This window comes from Nakamurella sp. UYEF19, assembly GCF_040546275.1.
GTDB lineage: Bacteria > Actinomycetota > Actinomycetes > Mycobacteriales > Nakamurellaceae > Nakamurella.
Genome location: NZ_JBEPNO010000011.1, coordinates 131,304 through 147,468, shown reverse-complemented (window position 1 = coordinate 147,468; position 16,165 = coordinate 131,304). Strand labels below are relative to the sequence as shown.

Sequence of the window (16,165 nt, the reverse complement as noted above, 5' to 3'; positions counted from 1 at the left end):
GACGTCCATCGTCGAAGGAGGTGTTCCCTGCTGCGCACTGTAGAGGCGATCAGTGCTCCCCGCCCGTGGCCGGAGCAGTTGGACCGGTCTGGACGGTGACCTTGGGCCCTATCGAAGGTGGATCCCCCGGCACAGGCTGGAGGCATGAGAAAGACACTGCAGAACACGGATGATCGACTGGCCGAGACGGTCCTCGTCGCGCTGAAGGCCGAACCCCTCCTGGTGGGTGACCGTATCTTCGTCACCGTCGACGGCGGCGCCGCGACGCTGTACGGCCGTGTCCACTCCGACGCCGAAGCCGAACTCGCGGAGGACATCTCGCTGGGTGTCGAAGGCATCGTCGCAGTCGCCCAGTCGATGTTCGTGTCCCGGCGTGCCAGGGGGGCCGACAGCGACATCGCCCGGACCGCGGCCCAGGGTCTGCGCCGGGCACCGGATGTGCCCGCGGACGTGAGCGCCACGGTGCGGGATCGGGTCCTCACCTTGACCGGAACGGTCGACTCGCAGTACCAGCGCGCCGCCGCCTGCCGCGCCGTCGGCGACATCGAGGACGCGCACGTCGTGGTCAACGCAATCACGATCCGCTCCGACCGATCCGCTCGCGTCCAGCAAGCTGTCTGAAAGGAATTCTGAGATGACCACCTCTGCGCTACCGATCGACCATTCCGGTCTGGAGATGATCCCGATGGTTGATTGCCTCAACCGACTGCGCTCGGCACGGATGGGCCGCCTCGCATTCTTCTCCGACGGTTATCCGATGATTCTTCCGATCAACCACGGAATGGACGGCGATTCAATCGTCTTCCGCACCGCTCAGGGATCCAAGCTGGCTGCTGCCGAGAACGAGATGCCGGTTGCCTACGAGATCGATGGCACCGACGTCGATCGGCGGGCCGGCTGGAGCGTACTGGTCCGCGGCGAGGCCCGGACCGTCGACAACCCGGGTGAGGTGGACAGGCTGAATCGTCTGGGGGTGTGGCCTTTCGCCGACGCAGTGGAACGGACCCACTGGGTGCGCATCAGCACGTCCGAGATCACCGGCCGGAAGATCGTCCTCCGTCGTTGATCGACGTCGAGCAAGCGTTCCGGCACGATGCAGAACAATTCCACACGAATAGAGGGCTCTGATGAACGCACCGGTCAAGAATGTGATCGTCGTCGGTATCGACGGCTCCGAGTCGGCGCTGGTCGCGGCGAGATGGGCGGCCCACGAGGCCCACCTGCGACGGGCGGAATTGCACCTGGAAACTGCCTATTCCGTCCCGACGGGCTATGCGGGGCCTGGTGCGATGATCCCACCCGATCTCTACGACGCGGCCCGCGACAATGCCAGGCTCGTGCTGGACCAGGCGCGGGTCGCTGTGCTGGCGGACGAACCGGACCTGGTCATCACCACCAGATCGAGCATGCAATCGCCGTACGTCGCACTCCGCGACGCCTCCACTGACGTCGCGCTGACCGTGGTCGGATCCCATGGCATGGGCGTCGTCTCGGAGACCCTTCTCGGATCGATCGCGATGAGGATCGCGACCCATGGACGTTCGCCGGTGGTGGTGGTCCGGACCGATCGGCACGACCCTCGTCCCGCCGCGCCCGTGGCGCCGGACGCTCCGGTGATGGTCGGCATCGACGGATCGGGTGAGTCCGAGGTAGCGCTGGCCTTCGCGCTGGACGAGGCTTCGACCCGCGGCGTCGCCCTGCTCGCCGTGCGTACGTGGGACCAGGCTCCGTTCGACGGGTTCCTGCGGGTCTACCCGCTCGAGATCGACCGCAGCCTGATCGATGCCCAGGAGCGCAAGCTGTTGGACGATCAGATCCAGCCGTGGGCCGACAAGTACCCCCAGGTCCAGATCACTGCGCTCGTCCGCCGTGGGCATCCCGCCGGTGCGCTGATCCGTTGCGCCACTGAGCTGAAACCGGCACTCCTGGTCGTCGGCAGCCGGGGTCGCGGCGGATTCAAAGGCTTGTTGCTCGGATCGACCAGCCACGAGTTGATCGCCTACTCCGGCAGTCCGGTGGCCGTGGTCAGGACATGACGACCGTCGCGGGGAGCCGGCGCACGGACGTGCGGGACGATCCCGGACCAGGACAGCAATGGCGGACCTTCGTGGCCGGACCGTGGCAGGACGACGTCGACGTGCGCGACTTCATCCAGCGCAACTACACCCCCTACCGGGGCGACCGATCCTTCCTCCAGGGTGCGACCGGGCGGACGACCGCGCTGTGGGGCAGGCTCACCGCACTGTTCCCGGCCGAACGGGAACGGGGTGTCTACGACGTCGACACCAGAACCCCCTCGACCATCACCTCGCATGCTCCCGGCTACATCGACCGGCCGAACGAACTGATCGTCGGGCTGCAGACCGACGCCCCGCTGCGCCGGGCGATCATGCCCAACGGTGGCTGGCGGATGGTGGAGAACTCGCTGCTGGCCTACGGATACCAGCCCGATCGGCAGGTCGAACAGATCTTCACGAAGTATCGGAAGACCCACAACGAAGGCGTTTTCGACGTGTATCCACCGGCTGTCCTCGCGGCGCGCCGGTCCCACCTGATCACCGGACTCCCCGATGCCTACGGCCGTGGCCGGATCATCGGCGACTACCGGCGGGTCGCGCTGTACGGCGTCGACGCGCTCATCCGGTTCAAGCAGGCAGACCGCGGGGCGTTGGACCTGCTGCGCTCGTCCGCCGACGTCATCCGCGACCGGGAGGAGAACGCCGAACAGATCCGGGCGCTGCGGGAACTCGAGAAGATGGCGGCCGGCTACGGATTCGACATCTCCGGGCCGGCCGGCTCCGGGCAGGAAGCGGTGCAGTGGCTGTATTTCGCCTATCTGGCGGCCGTCAAGGAGCAGAACGGCGCAGCGATGTCGTTGGGCCGTACCTCGACCTTCCTGGACATCTATCTCCAGCGTGATCTCGCGGCCGGTGTCCTGACCGAGACGCAGGCCCAGGAACTGGTGGACGACCTGGTCATCAAACTGCGGGTGGTCCGGTTCCTGCGGACCCCGGAGTACGACAGCCTGTTCTCCGGCGATCCGACGTGGGTCACCGAGGCAATCGGTGGCATGGGTGAGGACGGCCGTACCCTGGTCACCCGCACCTCGTTCCGGATGCTGCAGACCCTCTACAACCTCGGGCCCGCGCCGGAACCCAACCTCACCGTGCTCTGGAGTGACCGCCTGCCGGTGGGTTTCAAGGAGTTCTGCGCCGGGGTGTCGATCGACACCTCCGCCATCCAGTACGAGTCCGACGAGCTCATCCGCACCTCCTGGGGCGACGATGCCGCCGTCGCCTGCTGCGTGTCAGCCATGCGGGTCGGCAAGCAGATGCAATTCTTCGGTGCCAGGGTCAACCTGGCCAAGGGCCTGCTCTACGCGATCAACGGCGGTCGGGACGAGATCGACGGACAGCAGGTTGCCCCGGTCGCCCCGGCGGTGATCGGAGAGGTACTCGACTACGCCGACGTCACGGCCAAGTTCGACCACCTCCTGGACTGGCTGGCCCAGACCTACGTCGATGCGTTGAACTGCGTCCACTACATGCATGACAAATATGCCTACGAGCGACTGGAGATGGCGCTGCACGACCACAACATCCTGCGCACCATGGCCTGCGGTATCGCCGGCCTGAGCGTCGTCGCCGATTCGCTGTCGGCCATCAGGTACGCCACCGTCCATCCGGTCCGTGACGAGAGCGGTCTGGTGGTCGACTATCTGGTGGACGGCGATTACCCCGCCTATGGAAACGATGACGATCGCGCCGATGACATCGCCGTCGGCATCGTCACGCTGTTCATGCAGAAGATCCGTGCCCAGCCGACCTACCGTGATGCGGTACCGACGCAGTCCGTGCTGACCATCACCTCGAACGTCGTCTACGGCAGCGCCACGGGCAATACTCCTGACGGCCGGCGCGCGGGCGCACCCTTCGCTCCGGGTGCCAACCCGATGAACGGGCGGGACACGCACGGCATGCTGGCCAGCGGGCTGAGCGTGGCGAAGTTGCCCTATCAGGAGGCGCAGGATGGGATCTCGCTCACCGCGACCATTCTGCCCACCGGTCTTGGGCACACCCAGGGCGAGCGGGCCAGGAACCTGGTCGGGCTGCTCGATGCGTACGTCATGAGCAAGGGGTTCCACCTGAACGTCAACGTGCTCAACCGGGAGACCCTGCAGGACGCCATGGTCCATCCCGAGTTGTATCCCCAGCTCACGATTCGGGTGTCGGGCTATGCGGTGAATTTCGTCCGACTGACCCGTGAGCAGCAATTGGACGTCCTGTCCCGGACCTTCCACGGTGGTTTGTGACACGGGCCGCCTCGCTGCCCGGCCCGTCCCGCACGCCCGTCGTCACGCTCCCGACACCGTCGGTCGGTCGCCCCGGCGGGTTGCAGGCGCACAGCACGCGGTTGGCCGCAGTACGAAGTGGCGAGATCGGCAGCGTCCATTCCTGGGAACTGGTGACAGCGGTCGACGGGCCGGGTACCCGGCTCACCTATTTCCTGTCCGGATGCGCTCTGCGTTGTCAGTACTGCCAGAATCCCGACACCTGGAAGCTGCCCGACGGCAAGCCGACCACGATCGGCGAGGTCCGCGGCCGGATCGACCGCTACGCGCCCCTGCTGCGGGTTGCCCACGGCGGCCTCACCATCTCCGGAGGTGAACCCCTGGTGCAGCCGGCCTTCCTCAGGCGCATCCTGCGGCACTGTCGGGAGCTGGGACTGCACACCGCCCTGGACACCTCCGGGTACCTCGGTGCCCGCGCCGACGACGCGATGCTCGATGACATCGATCTGGTGCTGCTCGACGTCAAATCCGGTCTGCCCGAGACCTATCGACTCGTCACCGGTCGGGAACTGGCCCCCACCCTGGCGTTCGGCCGGCGTCTCGCCGATCGCGATGCCGAAATCTGGATCCGGTTCGTCCTGGTGCCGGGCCTGACGGACGCGGTGGACAACGTCGACGCCGTCGCGGACTACGCGGCCTCGTTGCAGGGCCTCGGCAACGGTGGAGCCGTTCGACGGGTGGAGATTCTACCGTTCCATCAGATGGCCCGGTCGAAGTGGCATGCCCTGGAGATCGTCTATCCGCTGGAGGACACCCGACCGCCGGATGAAGCGCTGATCGAGCGTGTCCGAGGTCAGTTCCGTGCTCGTGGACTGACGGTCTTCTAGGCCGGCCAATTCGAAACCTCGCTGCTGTGAGCAGATCTGCTCCAGGCAGATCCGCTTTCAGACTTGGCGCCGGACGACCACAGTGGTGGGCATGACCACATCACCGCAGGCCCCCGAGGTCCTGGCCGAGCAATTCACCGTCCAACTACACCGACGTCACGTCCTGCAGCTGGGGCAGGAGGTCGACGACGCGGTCGCCAACCGGCTCTGCGCCCAGCTGGTGCTGCTCGCGGCCGAGGACCCGCGCCAGGAGATCCTCCTGATGATCAACTCACCGGGCGGATCGGTCTCCGCCGGGCTGGCCATCTACGACACCATGAAGGCCATCGGCCCCGACGTGGCCACCCTGTCGATGGGGCTCTCGGCCAGCATGGGTCAGTTCCTGCTTTCCGGTGGCACCCCGGGGAAGCGGTATGCGTTGCCGCACAGCCGGATCCTGATGCACCAGGGTTCGGCCGGTGTGCAGGGGACGGCCATCGACGTCGAGATCCAGGCCGCGAACCTGGAGCACACGAAGTCGCTGATGAACAGACTGAACGCGCAGTTCACCGGGCAGAGCGTCGAGAAGATCGCTGCCGACAGCGATCGCGATCACTGGTTCACCGCGGAGGAGGCCCGCGACTACGGCTTCGTTGACCGGGTCGTCTCCTCGCTAGACGAGATCAGGCCGACCGTCCGCAACAACGGACTGGGGTACTGACATGGGCCACTACACGGTGCCGACCGTCATCGAGAAGACCCCCAACGGTGACCGGGTCGTCGACGTCTACTCCCGTCTGCTGACGGAGCGGGTCATCTACCTCGGGACCGAGATCGATGACGACGTCGCGAATGTCGTGGTCGCCCAGCTGCTCTACCTCGACTCCGAATCGAGCGGGCAGCCGATCTCGATCTACCTGAACTCGCCCGGTGGATCGATGCAGGCCACGATGGCCATCTACGACACGATGCAGTTCGTCGAGGCTCCGGTGGCCACCACCTGCGTCGGACAGGCCGGATCCGGTGCCGCCGTGCTGTTGTCGGCCGGTTCGGCCGGGCGGCGGTCGATGCTGCCCCACACCAGGGTGCTGCTGCACCAACCCTCGATCGGCGGACAGGGCACCATCTCCGATCTTGCCTTGCACACCCAGGAAGTGCTCCGAGTCCGGGCGCAGATGAACGACGTGCTCAGCCGGCACACCGGTCGGAGCGTGGCCACGCTACTGGCAGACACGGAGCGGGACAAGGTCTTCACGGCCGAGCAGGCTGTCGCCTACGGACTCGCGGACCGCATCATCCCCGCGCGGAAGGAAGTGGTTGCCCCGGCTGCCTGACCCGGGTACTCCGTCAGGCAGCCATCGAGGTGACCCCGAACGGGCGGGTCGTGGGGGCGCCGAGATAGGCACCCGTGGAGCCGATCCGAGTCGAGAGGATCTGGGCGGACGCGGCGGCCAGGAGGTCGGCCAGGCCCAGACCGACTGCCCCGCAGATGGATTCGAGCATCTCCGAGGACGGATCCTTGCGGCCGCGCTCGACCTCCGACAGATACTGGGCCGACACACCGGCCCGTTCGGAAACCTGCTGGAGGGTGCGCCCCAGTTCGACCCGTTCCGATCTGAGCACCTGACCGACCAGCTCGCGCCAGAGTGGATCCGATCCCGGCGGCGGCCCGTCGGCGGGCGGCCGGGCGGTGGGTGAGGGAAATCTGACGACTGCGCCTTCGTCTCCGGGCTTCATGGACCAACTGTAGGAGCCGGTCCCTAACGGCGATAGTGACAACCAGACGTGTTCGCTCCGAGCAGATCCCCGTCTACCTCGCAGCGATCGTGTCGAGGTCGCGCACTGCGAAGCGGTGGTGCTCCCACTCCTCCTCGAGAATCGTGTGCAGGCAGGAGCGGACGGTCTCCGGATACTGGGGTGCCCACGGGTTCTCGCACGTCGCGACCAGCTCGTCGGATGTGACGGCCGCAAGGAAGTCGCCGACCATCGCGACACGACCGGCCCGGACCTCGAGCACCTCGGCGTAGTACGACGGGTCGACGAAGATCCCCAGGTCGAGCCCGTCGTCCCCGGCCTCCGCGTTCGGCATGCCGAACCGGTGGTAGGGCTGCTCGATCTGTTGGATGGCGCGACCGAGCCAGGTGTCGGTCGCCATCACCAGATGCCGCAGCGTCTGGGCAAACGACCACTCGCCGCCGACCGACACGTCGACGGTCCCTGGCGGCATGGTCGTGACGCGATCGAGGGTCGCCGCCCAGGTCTGCTGGAGCGCCCCCCAGGCGGCGCGTAGCCCGTCCGGATCGTCGGCCCGCCGGTCGGCGCGGCCGGGAAAGCGCCGGTTGAGTTCCGCGTCGACGAGTGGGATCACATCGACGCCGTTGACCAGGAACGAGCCGTCGCCGTCGAAGAGCCAGGGCGCGTCGATGTCGGCACCCTGGACCTCGACGGCGCGCATCACGACGCCGGAGAGGTCGGCCCCGACGAAGCGTGCACCGCTCAGGACCGTGTGATCGAACTCCGCACCCCGCAGGTCGTCGGAGCGGGTGAAAGCTGCCATGGTTGCCGAGAATATGTCGTCGGTGGCGCGATGGCCACCCTCGAGCGCACGGTCGGCGGAATCATTCACACCCGGATGAATTCATCAGCGGGTGTACTGTTTTGGCCATGGAGACCCTGACCTTCGGCGCTGTCCTGGCCCGTTTCGGCCATGCACTGTCCGACCCGACCCGGGCGCGCGTGCTGCTGGCGTTGCGCGAGGCGCCGAGCTATCCGTCGGATCTGGCCGAACTGCTCGGCGTCAGCCGGCAGAGCCTGTCCAATCACCTGACGTGCCTTCGCGGCTGTGGGCTGGTGGTGACCGTTCCCGAGGGACGGCGGGCGCGTTACGAGTTGGCCGATCCCCGCCTCGCCCACGCCCTCACCGACCTGATGAGCGTGGTGCTGGCCGTCGATCCCGAGTATTGCGCCGGGCTCGGTGCCAACTCGGCGGAATGCTGCTGATGACAACGGCACCCACTCTCGTCGACGCCGATCGTCGAGCCGTCCTGCACCGGCGCATCCGTCTGTTCGTCGCGGCCACCATCACCTACAACGTGATCGAGGCGGCGGTGGCCATCACCGCGGGGACGATGGCGTCTTCGGCGGCCCTGGTCGGCTTCGGCCTCGACTCCGTCATCGAGGTGGCCTCGGCCGCCGCTGTCGCCTGGCAGTTCGCCGGCAAGGACCCGGAGGCCAGGGAGAAGGTCGCTCTCCGCGTCATCGCATACTCCTTCTTCGCGCTGGCCGCGTATGTCTCGATCGACGCGGTGCTCTCCCTGGTCGGCGGAACGGAAGCGCGGCACTCCACCCCCGGGCTCGTCCTGGCCGGCCTCAGCCTGATCGTCATGCCGTTCCTGTCCTACGGTCAGCGCCGCACCGGCCGCGAGCTCGACTCGCGGTCGGCGGTCGCAGACTCGAAGCAGACCCTGCTCTGCACCTATCTCTCGGCCGTCCTGCTGGTCGGATTGGCCCTGAACTCTTTGTTCGGCTGGACCTTTGCCGATCCGATCGCCGCGTTGGTGATCGCCGTCGTCGCCGTCAGGGAAGGGCGGGAAGCCTGGAAGGGTGACAACTGCTGTGCGCCGAATGCCGGGTCGTGCTCCGATGCCTGATCACGCCCACCCACAGAGCAGTCACCCGCACGGCAATGGCCCCGCCGGCGGGCATGACGGTCACAGCCACGGCGTTGCCCTTGACGCAGACCGCCGCTATCTGACCGGCGCCCTGGCGCTGATCGTCGTTTTCCTGATCGTCGAGGTGGTCGTCGGGGTGATCGCCGGTTCGCTGGCGTTGATCACCGATGCCGGGCACATGCTGACCGACGCCGCCTCGATCGCGCTCGCCCTCCTCGCGATCCGGCTGTCCGCCAAACCCGCCCAGGGTCGCTGGACCTACGGGTTCAAACGGGCCGAGATCCTCTCGGCCCAGGCCAATGGCCTGACCCTGCTGCTGCTCGCCGTCTGGTTCGTCTACGAGGGCATCCATCGCCTGATCGATCCGCCCGAGGTCGAAGGTCTGCTCGTGTTCATCACTGCCATGTTCGGAATTGCCGTCAACATCGTCGCGGCCTGGCTGATCTCGAAGGCCAACCGCACCAGCCTGAACGTCGAGGGCGCGTTCCAGCACATCCTCAACGACCTGTACGCGTTCATCGCGACGGCCATCGCGGGTCTGCTCGTGATGTTCACCGGGTTCGCCCGTGCCGACGCCATTGCCGCCTTGATCGTCGCGGCGTTGATGATCAAGGGCGGCTACGGGTTGGTCCGGGAGTCCGGGCGGATCTTCCTCGAGGCGGCGCCGGCAAACCTGGACCCCGACCTCATCGGACCGGCCATGGCCGCCCGCCCGTGCGTCGCCGAGGTGCACGACCTGCACATCTGGGACGTCACCTCGGGCATGCCGTCGCTGTCGGCCCACATCCTGGTCGACCCGACCGGTGACTGCCACGCCGTGCGCCGCGATCTGGAGGTCCTCCTGCGGGGCGAGTACCGGATCGATCACACCACCCTGCAGGTCGACCACGCGAAGGCCGGAAGCGTGTCCGGCGAGGAGGTGTCGCAGCTGGGGGAGAACTGCGAGGAGCCCCACGGCCGCCGTCACGTGCCCGCCGGGGACGCCGAACTTGTACCAACCGTGCCCACCGCGCCGTCCGAACATCGGCCACACTGATCCGCTGACCGAGCGCCAACGGATCGTGACCGACAAGACCAGCGTCAGCCGTCGGACCCGTGACCCACCAACAAATCGATCGGGAGCCAGGACACACCAAGGGCTTCGGCGATCGCGGTCAGCGTCTCGCTGTCGGCGCCGGCGGTGTCGTTGGCCGATTTGAATCGACCGATCATGATCTGCGCGATGGTCTCCTCGACGGAGTTCTGCGCGTAGGCCAGCCACCACGGGCAGACTTGCCCGTCCCGGTGCGATCGGCCCAGGATCTGCCGGCCGGCCAGACCGGAGTAGCGGACGTTGTGCATCAGCCCCTCTCGGGGCTGATCGGTCGCGAAGGTCCCGTCGCCCAACATCTCCCGGGCGTGCAGGGACAGCGAGGTGGTGGGAGTGAACACGACGACCGGCGCAAGCCCGCGTTGGAAGAGCAGCCGCTCCGCCTCGAGATCCTTGCCCGAGACCGCGGTTCCGTACAGTCGTGCCACCCGCACGCCGGACGCCTCCACTGCGTCGGCGATGGGTTCGGCGGCGGCGGACAGGAACTCGCAGGAGATCAACGCCTGCCTCCCCGCGGCGACGGTGCTCACTGCCCACTGAGCCGTGGTGGTCGCCCTGATCATCGACGCCTTCTGCCGCAGGCGGAGTACCGCCGCGCCTCCACGGGCCACCCCGGCCGACGGGTTCGATCGGACCGCGCGGTCGGCGGCCAGATCGGCGATCGCCTGCTGGAAGGCGCTCCACGCCGTCCGGTAGGCGGCCTGCTCGGAAAGGTCGAGTTGGACCGGCATCAGGTCCAGCGGGGCCGGACCCCAGGGGGCTGCCCGGTGCAGGGTCAAGGGTGGTGACGCCTCCGACAGCCAGCCCCGAAGACGGGCGGTGGACGCCGACTGCTCGGCGGGGTCGGCAGCGGCCCGCTCGTTCCACACCCATCGCCCGTAGTTTTTCACCAGCGGCATCCCTGACTCGGCAAGGCGTTCGCCGAAGTTCGCCCAGCGGGCGGTGGGCTCGGCGTGGACCTGGGCGAGAAGTGGCGCCAGGTAGGTCAACTCGGCCGGATGGTTGGCCGGGGTCGCCGTCATGTTCAGCACGAACGGTGCCTTGTGGTGTTCATCGGCGAACCGGGTGATCCGGCGGAAGCGCTGTACCCGTTGGGTTTCCACGTTGCGGTACAGGTGCGATTCGTCGGCGATCACCAGGTCCATCCGCCAGCGTGGCCGGCCGCGGACCAGCAGGTGGGCCAGTTCGTCCGGTGAGCAGATCAGCACCCGGAGACCTTCGGTACCGGTGGCGCGGATCGTCCGCACCCAGTGCGGCACGGTGATCTGCCGTGGCCGGTCGACCAGCACCAGCACATTCGTCGCGCCGCGATCCCTCGCAACGCCGAGGATCCCGAGCCAGGCGGTCAGCGTCTTGCCGGTCCCGACGTCGTCGGTCAGCAGCATACCCCGGGCCCCTGTGCCGCCGTGCTCGCTGCGTGCCACAGCGAGAATGGCTGCAGCACCTTCGGTCTGCATGGGCCGCGGCTCCATCGCCGGTGCCGGTCGGAGATCGTCCGGGAGGGTCGCCGGCCCGCCGTTGAGGTCGTCCTCCAGCCACCGTCGCCAGCTGAACGGCTGCGACCGATAGGGCAGCAGCTCGGGCAGGAGTTCGGGGCCGCTGTAGACGTGAACTTTCCGTGCCCGGTCGTAGACCGCGCCGGGCGGGCGGGTCTGGAACGGGACGTCCAGCAGCCAGAGTCGGCCGTCCTCGGGAACCTCGACCGGCGTCGGGCCCGGCCGCCGAGCCTTCCGTGGCTGTGCCGTCCTGGTGCCGGCCGCCTTCGCGCCGGTCTTCGCCCCGGCCGCCTTCGAACCGGACGGCTTCGCCCTGGCCGTCTTCGTCCTGCGAGGGGTCGGCATGGGCCCAAGGGTAGAGGCCAGGGTGGGCTGGAGCCGCGACGTAGGGTCGAGCGATGGCCGATCGCGAACTCTGGCTCCGGTTCCTCTCGGGACCGGACATCGACTCACTGTGCATCTCCCGCCAGGAAGTCATCGGCGCGGTGGAGCACGTGGTGGCCGAGCACGGGCGGGGCCACACGGTGTTCGAACCCCGCGTGCACCTCGTCCCGGACAACGGCGGGATCGGGCACTTCAACGTGCTGCGGGGCCATGTCTCGACGTTGGGCCCGCACGGCGTCAGCGGAATCAAGGTGGTCGGCGACTTCGTGCCGAACCATCTGCAGGGGTTGCCGAGTGAACTCGGGCTGGTGACGCTCTACGACCCGACCAACGGGGTGCCGTCGGCGATCCTCGACGCCACCGGGATCACCGAGGCCCGCACCGGCGCGATGACGGCGGCCGGCGCCAAACATCTCGCCCGCCCCGACTCGAAGATCCTGGGGCACGTCGGCGCCCGCGGCACCGCCTTCTCCAACGTCACGATGCTGGACTCGCTGTTCGAGTTCGACGAGATCCGGGTGACCAGCAGGCGTCCGGAATCCCGGGAGGCGTTCGCCGAGCAGCTGAGGGCGGAGATGAGCACGCCGGTCCGGGTGGTGGACACCGCCGAGGAGGCGTTTGCCGGCGCCGACATCCTCGTCGAGGCCTCCCGTCTCGTCGAGCCGGAGCCGCTGCTCCGCACCGGGGTCGTCGAGCCAGGAGCCTTCGTCGTGCCCTACGGGACGATCAGCGCCGTCGAACTCGACCTGCTCGAGGTGATGGACAAGGTGGTCGTCGACGACTGGCGGGAGGCACGGTCCGGTCGTTTCGGAGCGCTCCGCCGCCACGTCGACACCGGCCGGCTGAGCGAGGCGAACCTGTACGCCGAATTCGGTCGAATCGTCGCCGGGGAGATCCCAGGCCGGGAGACTCCGCAGGAGCGAATCCTGCTGTGGCACCGAGGTTTGTCCATCCTCGACGTCGCCGTTGCGCAGATGATCCTGACGCGGGCCGAGCAGGCGGAGACCGGCACCATGGTGCGCTACCGATGACGGTGCCAGAGGTCACGGAGCCGGAGAGGACGGCGCCGGAGGTGCGCGTACTGGAGGTGAACGGCCCGGCCGATCTGGATCAGGCAGCCATCGCCGCCGTGGCCGTCGGTCGTCGGATCCACCTGACACCAGCACTTCTCGAGCGGATCGGTGCTCGCCGGGTGGAGGTGCTCGCCGCCCTGCAGGACGGGCGCGCGGTCTACGGGGTGAACACCGGCATGGGCGCGCAGAGCAGCATCCGGCTCACCGCGGACCAGCAGGCTCGGCACGAGCGCGACCTGTTGCCGGCGCGGGCCGTCGGCGGTCCGCCGTGGCTGCCGCCGGAGACGGCGAGAGCTGTGCTGGCCGTTCGCCTCCGGACGTTCCTGCTCGGCGATGCCGGGGTGTCACCGGAGTTGGTGACACTGCTGGTCCGGTTCCTCGAGGCGGACATCCATCCCGCGATCCCGGCGACGGGAGTGGGCAGCGCCGGCGAGATCATCCCACTGGCCCATGCTTTCGGCCCGCTGCTCGGCGTCGGCTCGGTCCTGGAGGACGAGTCGAGTACCGCTGCGGCAGAAGTGCTCCGCGTGAACGACATCACCGCGATCGAGCTCGGCGCGAAGGAGGGCGTCGCGCTGCTGCAGGGTGTCCCGGGCACCACGGCCCAGGCGCTCCTGCTGGCCCGCAGGGTGATTGGACTGGTCGAGAACACCCAGCTGGTGGTGGCTCTCGGCCTGGTGGCCGCAGCCGCTCCCCAGGACGTCCACCACGCCGGACTGGCCAGAGCCGACCCAGAGCTGGCGCAGGTGAACACCGTGCTGCGGCAACACCTTCTCGATTCGGACGCCGAGCCGAGATCGCTGCAGGCACCGGTGTCCTTCCGGGTGGCGGGTGCCGTGCTGGCCCACCTCACCCGGGCGGTGCACGGGCTGCAGGGCGCGGTCGATCGCGCGCTGGACGGCATCACGGATTCCCCGGCCTTCCTGGACGGTGACTTCCATGCCACCCCCGGTTTCCACGGTCTCGATCTGGCTGCTCACCTCGACGCCGTCAGCGTGGCGCTGGTCCACGCGGCCGAGGTGTCGGCCGCCCGGACGCATCGGATGCTCGAGGCCAGGGTCACCGGCCTGGTGGCCCAGTTGGCCGCGGACCCGGAGCAGCGGACCGGTCTGATCGCCGTCCACAAACGAGCTGTCGGGGTGGTGCACCAACTGCGCCGGACGACCTCGTCCAGCCTCGTCGGGTCGATGGAGACCTCTTTCGGCCAGGAGGACGTCCAGACCTTCAGCTGGGAGGCGGCGGCCAACGCCCGTACCGCGCTGGAGGGCTGCGTCGAGGTGCTCGCCTGCGAACTGCTGACGGCGTCACACGCGGTCGAGATGTCCGGCCGCCGGATCGGGGCGGGACTTGCGGCCGCCCTCGCGGCCGTCCGGACCGTGGTCGAACCGATCCGCCAGGACCGGTCGTTCGGGCCGGACATCGAAGCCCTTCGACACCTGCTCGGTGCGAGCCTGTTGCTCCGCGATCGACCGTCCGGGGTCTGAAACACGACTGAGCGCCTGCCAGTCGCCGCCGCGTGAGGCTGCACCGATGAGTCAAATGTTGGTAAATGTGTGGGGTCGAGCCGCGCCACACACGCTCCGCAGTGCCGTCCTGACGGATGACGACTACCGATTTGCCCAGTTCAGACCGGTTCGGCGGGTGCATCGACCGGTCATCGGGCGCGGTGACCCCGGGTTAGCCCCGGATGCGCCGCGTGGGATCCTTGTGTGCTGGATCACGACTGTTACGGCTTTGTAACCGCCGCCTGTTGACTTCACCATCATTGAGTGGGAAGTTCTGTTCGCATTCGGTGGTCGATGGTCGGCCCACCGTGAAATCGGAGGTCAAAGGTGACTGGCTCGGACTTCGGGGCGTTACTGGGCAAGACTGGCATGAATCGTCGGACGATGCTGCGGGTACTGGGCGCGGGTGCGGCCAGCGCCGCCGCCGTGCCACTGCTCGCCGCCTGCACCGGCACGTCTGCCGCAACTACCAGCACAACCAGCTCCACCACCAGTGCGGCCACCTCGGCGGCCGCCACCAGCAGTTCGAGCGTGGCTACTTCGGGTGCGGCAAGTTCGGTTGCCTCCTCCGCTGTGGGTTCCAGCAGCGCGTCGAGCAGCATCAAGCAGCTCGGCGGCACGGTGTCGTTCGGTTCCAACCAGTCCGACGCCGTCCCGAAGGCGGCCTACCAGGACGTGTTCGACGCCTTCACGAAGGCTTCGACGACTTCCGTCAAGGTCAATACGATCGACCACAACTCCTTCCAGGAGAACATCAACAACTACCTGCAGGGCAGCCCGGACGAGGTCCTCACCTGGTTCGCCGGCAACCGCATGCAGTTCTTCGCCGCCCAGGGCCTGCTGACCCCGATCGACGACGTCTGGTCAGGCTTCCAGGACCAGTACTCCGACGCCTTCATCAAGGCATCCACCGCCGCCGACGGCAAGAAGTACTTCGTCCCGTTCGACAACTACCCCTGGGCCATCTTCTACCGGCCCAGCGTGTTCAAGGCCAAGGGCTACGTCGTCCCGAAGACCCTGGACGAGTTGAAGACGCTGTCAGCCAAGATGTTGAAGGACGGCCTCACACCGATCGCCTTCGGGGACAAGGACGGCTGGCCCGCGATGGGCACGTTCGACTACCTGAACCAGCGGATCAACGGCTACCAGTTCCACATGGACCTGGTGGCCACCCACAAGGAATCCTGGACCGACCCGAAGGTCAAGACGGTCTTCGACACCTGGAAGGGCCTGTTCCCCTACCTGCAGACCGGTGCCCTCGGCCGGACCTGGCAGGAAGCAGCCTTGTCCCTGGTGAAGAAGGAGGCGGGGATGTACGTGCTCGGCTCGTTCGTAGCCCAGCAGTTCCCGAAAGGCGACACCGACATCGACTTCTTCGCATTCCCGGAGGTCGACTCGAACATCGGCATGGACGCCGTCGAGGCGCCGATCGACGGGTTCCTGCTGAGCAGCAAGGGCACCTCGGAGCAGAGCAGGCTGCTGATGACCTTCCTGGCGTCGCCGGAGGCGCAACTGACCTACCTGAAGAAGGACTCCAGCGTCGTAGCCGCCAACAAGACGGCAAGCACCGCCAACTACACGCCGCTGCAGAAGCGCTCGGCCGAGCTCATCGGCTCGGCCAAGACCATCTCGCAGTTCCTGGATCGCGACAGCCGGCCCGACTTCGCCAGCCCGGTCGTCATTCCGGCGCTGCAGCAGTTCCTGAAGGACGGGGACTCCGACTCGGTGACGAAGAGCCTCGAGGCCCAGGCCAAGACGATCTTCACCTCCTAACCAGTCACGCTCGTCC

16 protein-coding genes are annotated in these 16,165 nt (G+C 67.6%); 13 read left to right on the top strand and 3 right to left on the bottom strand.

Annotated elements, in window-relative coordinates; genetic code table 11:
- Window positions 1-144: 144 nt before the first annotated feature.
- From ABIB25_RS16335 to ABIB25_RS16305, 7 genes are all read left to right on the top strand, one after another.
- Entirely contained in the window at window positions 145-621 is a 477-nt protein-coding gene (locus ABIB25_RS16335) for a BON domain-containing protein (RefSeq protein WP_354529523.1), read from the top strand.
- A gap of 13 nt (window positions 622-634) precedes the next feature.
- Window positions 635-1,066, top strand: a complete 432-nt coding sequence (locus ABIB25_RS16330) for a pyridoxamine 5'-phosphate oxidase family protein (RefSeq protein WP_354529522.1) — start codon at window positions 635-637, stop codon at window positions 1,064-1,066.
- 61 nt (window positions 1,067-1,127) lie between these two features.
- Complete coding sequence (locus ABIB25_RS16325; RefSeq protein ID WP_354529521.1) at window positions 1,128-2,036, top strand: universal stress protein; 909 nt, start codon at window positions 1,128-1,130, stop codon at window positions 2,034-2,036.
- A complete protein-coding gene (gene pflB, locus ABIB25_RS16320) occupies window positions 2,033-4,312 on the top strand; it encodes a formate C-acetyltransferase (RefSeq protein ID WP_354529520.1) in 2,280 nt (759 codons plus the stop codon). The genes ABIB25_RS16325 and pflB overlap by 4 nt, the downstream gene beginning before the upstream one ends.
- Window positions 4,309-5,178, top strand: a complete 870-nt coding sequence (gene pflA, locus ABIB25_RS16315; protein WP_502919827.1) for a pyruvate formate-lyase-activating protein — start codon at window positions 4,309-4,311, stop codon at window positions 5,176-5,178. The genes pflB and pflA overlap by 4 nt, the downstream gene beginning before the upstream one ends.
- 91 nt (window positions 5,179-5,269) lie before the next feature.
- Window positions 5,270-5,878 carry a ClpP family protease gene (locus ABIB25_RS16310; RefSeq protein WP_354529519.1) on the top strand — a complete coding sequence of 203 codons (609 nt, stop codon included), beginning with the start codon at window positions 5,270-5,272 and terminating at the stop codon, window positions 5,876-5,878.
- Window position 5,879: 1 nt separating this feature from the next.
- Window positions 5,880-6,491, top strand: coding sequence for a ClpP family protease (locus ABIB25_RS16305; RefSeq protein WP_354529518.1), 612 nt, complete (start codon window positions 5,880-5,882; stop codon window positions 6,489-6,491).
- A 13-nt stretch (window positions 6,492-6,504) separates the two neighbouring features.
- Here ABIB25_RS16305 and ABIB25_RS16300 read toward each other — a convergent pair whose 3' ends face one another.
- Together ABIB25_RS16300 and ABIB25_RS16295 are read right to left on the bottom strand one after the other, a co-directional pair.
- Window positions 6,505-6,894 carry a helix-turn-helix domain-containing protein gene (locus tag ABIB25_RS16300; RefSeq protein WP_354529517.1) on the bottom strand — a complete coding sequence of 130 codons (390 nt, stop codon included), beginning with the start codon at window positions 6,892-6,894 and terminating at the stop codon, window positions 6,505-6,507.
- A gap of 73 nt (window positions 6,895-6,967) precedes the next feature.
- Complete coding sequence (locus ABIB25_RS16295; protein WP_354529571.1) at window positions 6,968-7,714, bottom strand: DinB family protein; 747 nt, start codon at window positions 7,712-7,714, stop codon at window positions 6,968-6,970.
- Between the two features lie 101 nt (window positions 7,715-7,815).
- Here ABIB25_RS16295 and ABIB25_RS16290 point away from each other — a divergent pair, with 101 nt between their 5' ends.
- From ABIB25_RS16290 to ABIB25_RS16280, 3 genes are read left to right on the top strand one after another with little or no spacing between them, the layout of a single operon-like run.
- Window positions 7,816-8,157, top strand: a complete 342-nt coding sequence (locus ABIB25_RS16290; RefSeq protein WP_354529516.1) for an ArsR/SmtB family transcription factor — start codon at window positions 7,816-7,818, stop codon at window positions 8,155-8,157.
- The gene (locus ABIB25_RS16285) at window positions 8,148-8,807 is read left to right on the top strand and encodes a cation efflux transmembrane domain-containing protein (RefSeq protein WP_502919826.1); all 660 of its coding nucleotides are present in this window, start codon (window positions 8,148-8,150) and stop codon (window positions 8,805-8,807) included. The genes ABIB25_RS16290 and ABIB25_RS16285 overlap by 10 nt, the downstream gene beginning before the upstream one ends.
- A complete protein-coding gene (locus ABIB25_RS16280; protein ID WP_354529514.1) occupies window positions 8,800-9,864 on the top strand; it encodes a cation diffusion facilitator family transporter in 1,065 nt (354 codons plus the stop codon). Before ABIB25_RS16285 ends, ABIB25_RS16280 begins: the two co-directional genes overlap by 8 nt.
- 44 nt (window positions 9,865-9,908) lie before the next feature.
- On the opposite strand, the gene ABIB25_RS16275 is transcribed toward ABIB25_RS16280, so the two are convergent.
- On the bottom strand, window positions 9,909-11,759 hold the full coding sequence (locus tag ABIB25_RS16275) for a DEAD/DEAH box helicase family protein (RefSeq protein ID WP_354529513.1): 1,851 nt from the start codon (window positions 11,757-11,759) through the stop codon (window positions 9,909-9,911).
- A gap of 53 nt (window positions 11,760-11,812) precedes the next feature.
- Here ABIB25_RS16275 and ABIB25_RS16270 point away from each other — a divergent pair, with 53 nt between their 5' ends.
- The 3 genes from ABIB25_RS16270 to ABIB25_RS16260 all read left to right on the top strand — a co-directional run bounded on the left by ABIB25_RS16270 (window position 11,813) and on the right by ABIB25_RS16260 (window position 16,149).
- Window positions 11,813-12,829, top strand: a complete 1,017-nt coding sequence (locus tag ABIB25_RS16270; RefSeq protein WP_354529512.1) for an ornithine cyclodeaminase family protein — start codon at window positions 11,813-11,815, stop codon at window positions 12,827-12,829.
- The gene (locus ABIB25_RS16265) at window positions 12,826-14,355 is read left to right on the top strand and encodes an aromatic amino acid lyase (RefSeq protein ID WP_354529511.1); all 1,530 of its coding nucleotides are present in this window, start codon (window positions 12,826-12,828) and stop codon (window positions 14,353-14,355) included. Before ABIB25_RS16270 ends, ABIB25_RS16265 begins: the two co-directional genes overlap by 4 nt.
- Window positions 14,356-14,760: 405 nt before the next feature.
- A complete protein-coding gene (locus ABIB25_RS16260) occupies window positions 14,761-16,149 on the top strand; it encodes an ABC transporter substrate-binding protein (RefSeq protein WP_354529510.1) in 1,389 nt (462 codons plus the stop codon).
- The last annotated feature ends 16 nt before the right edge of the window (window positions 16,150-16,165 follow it).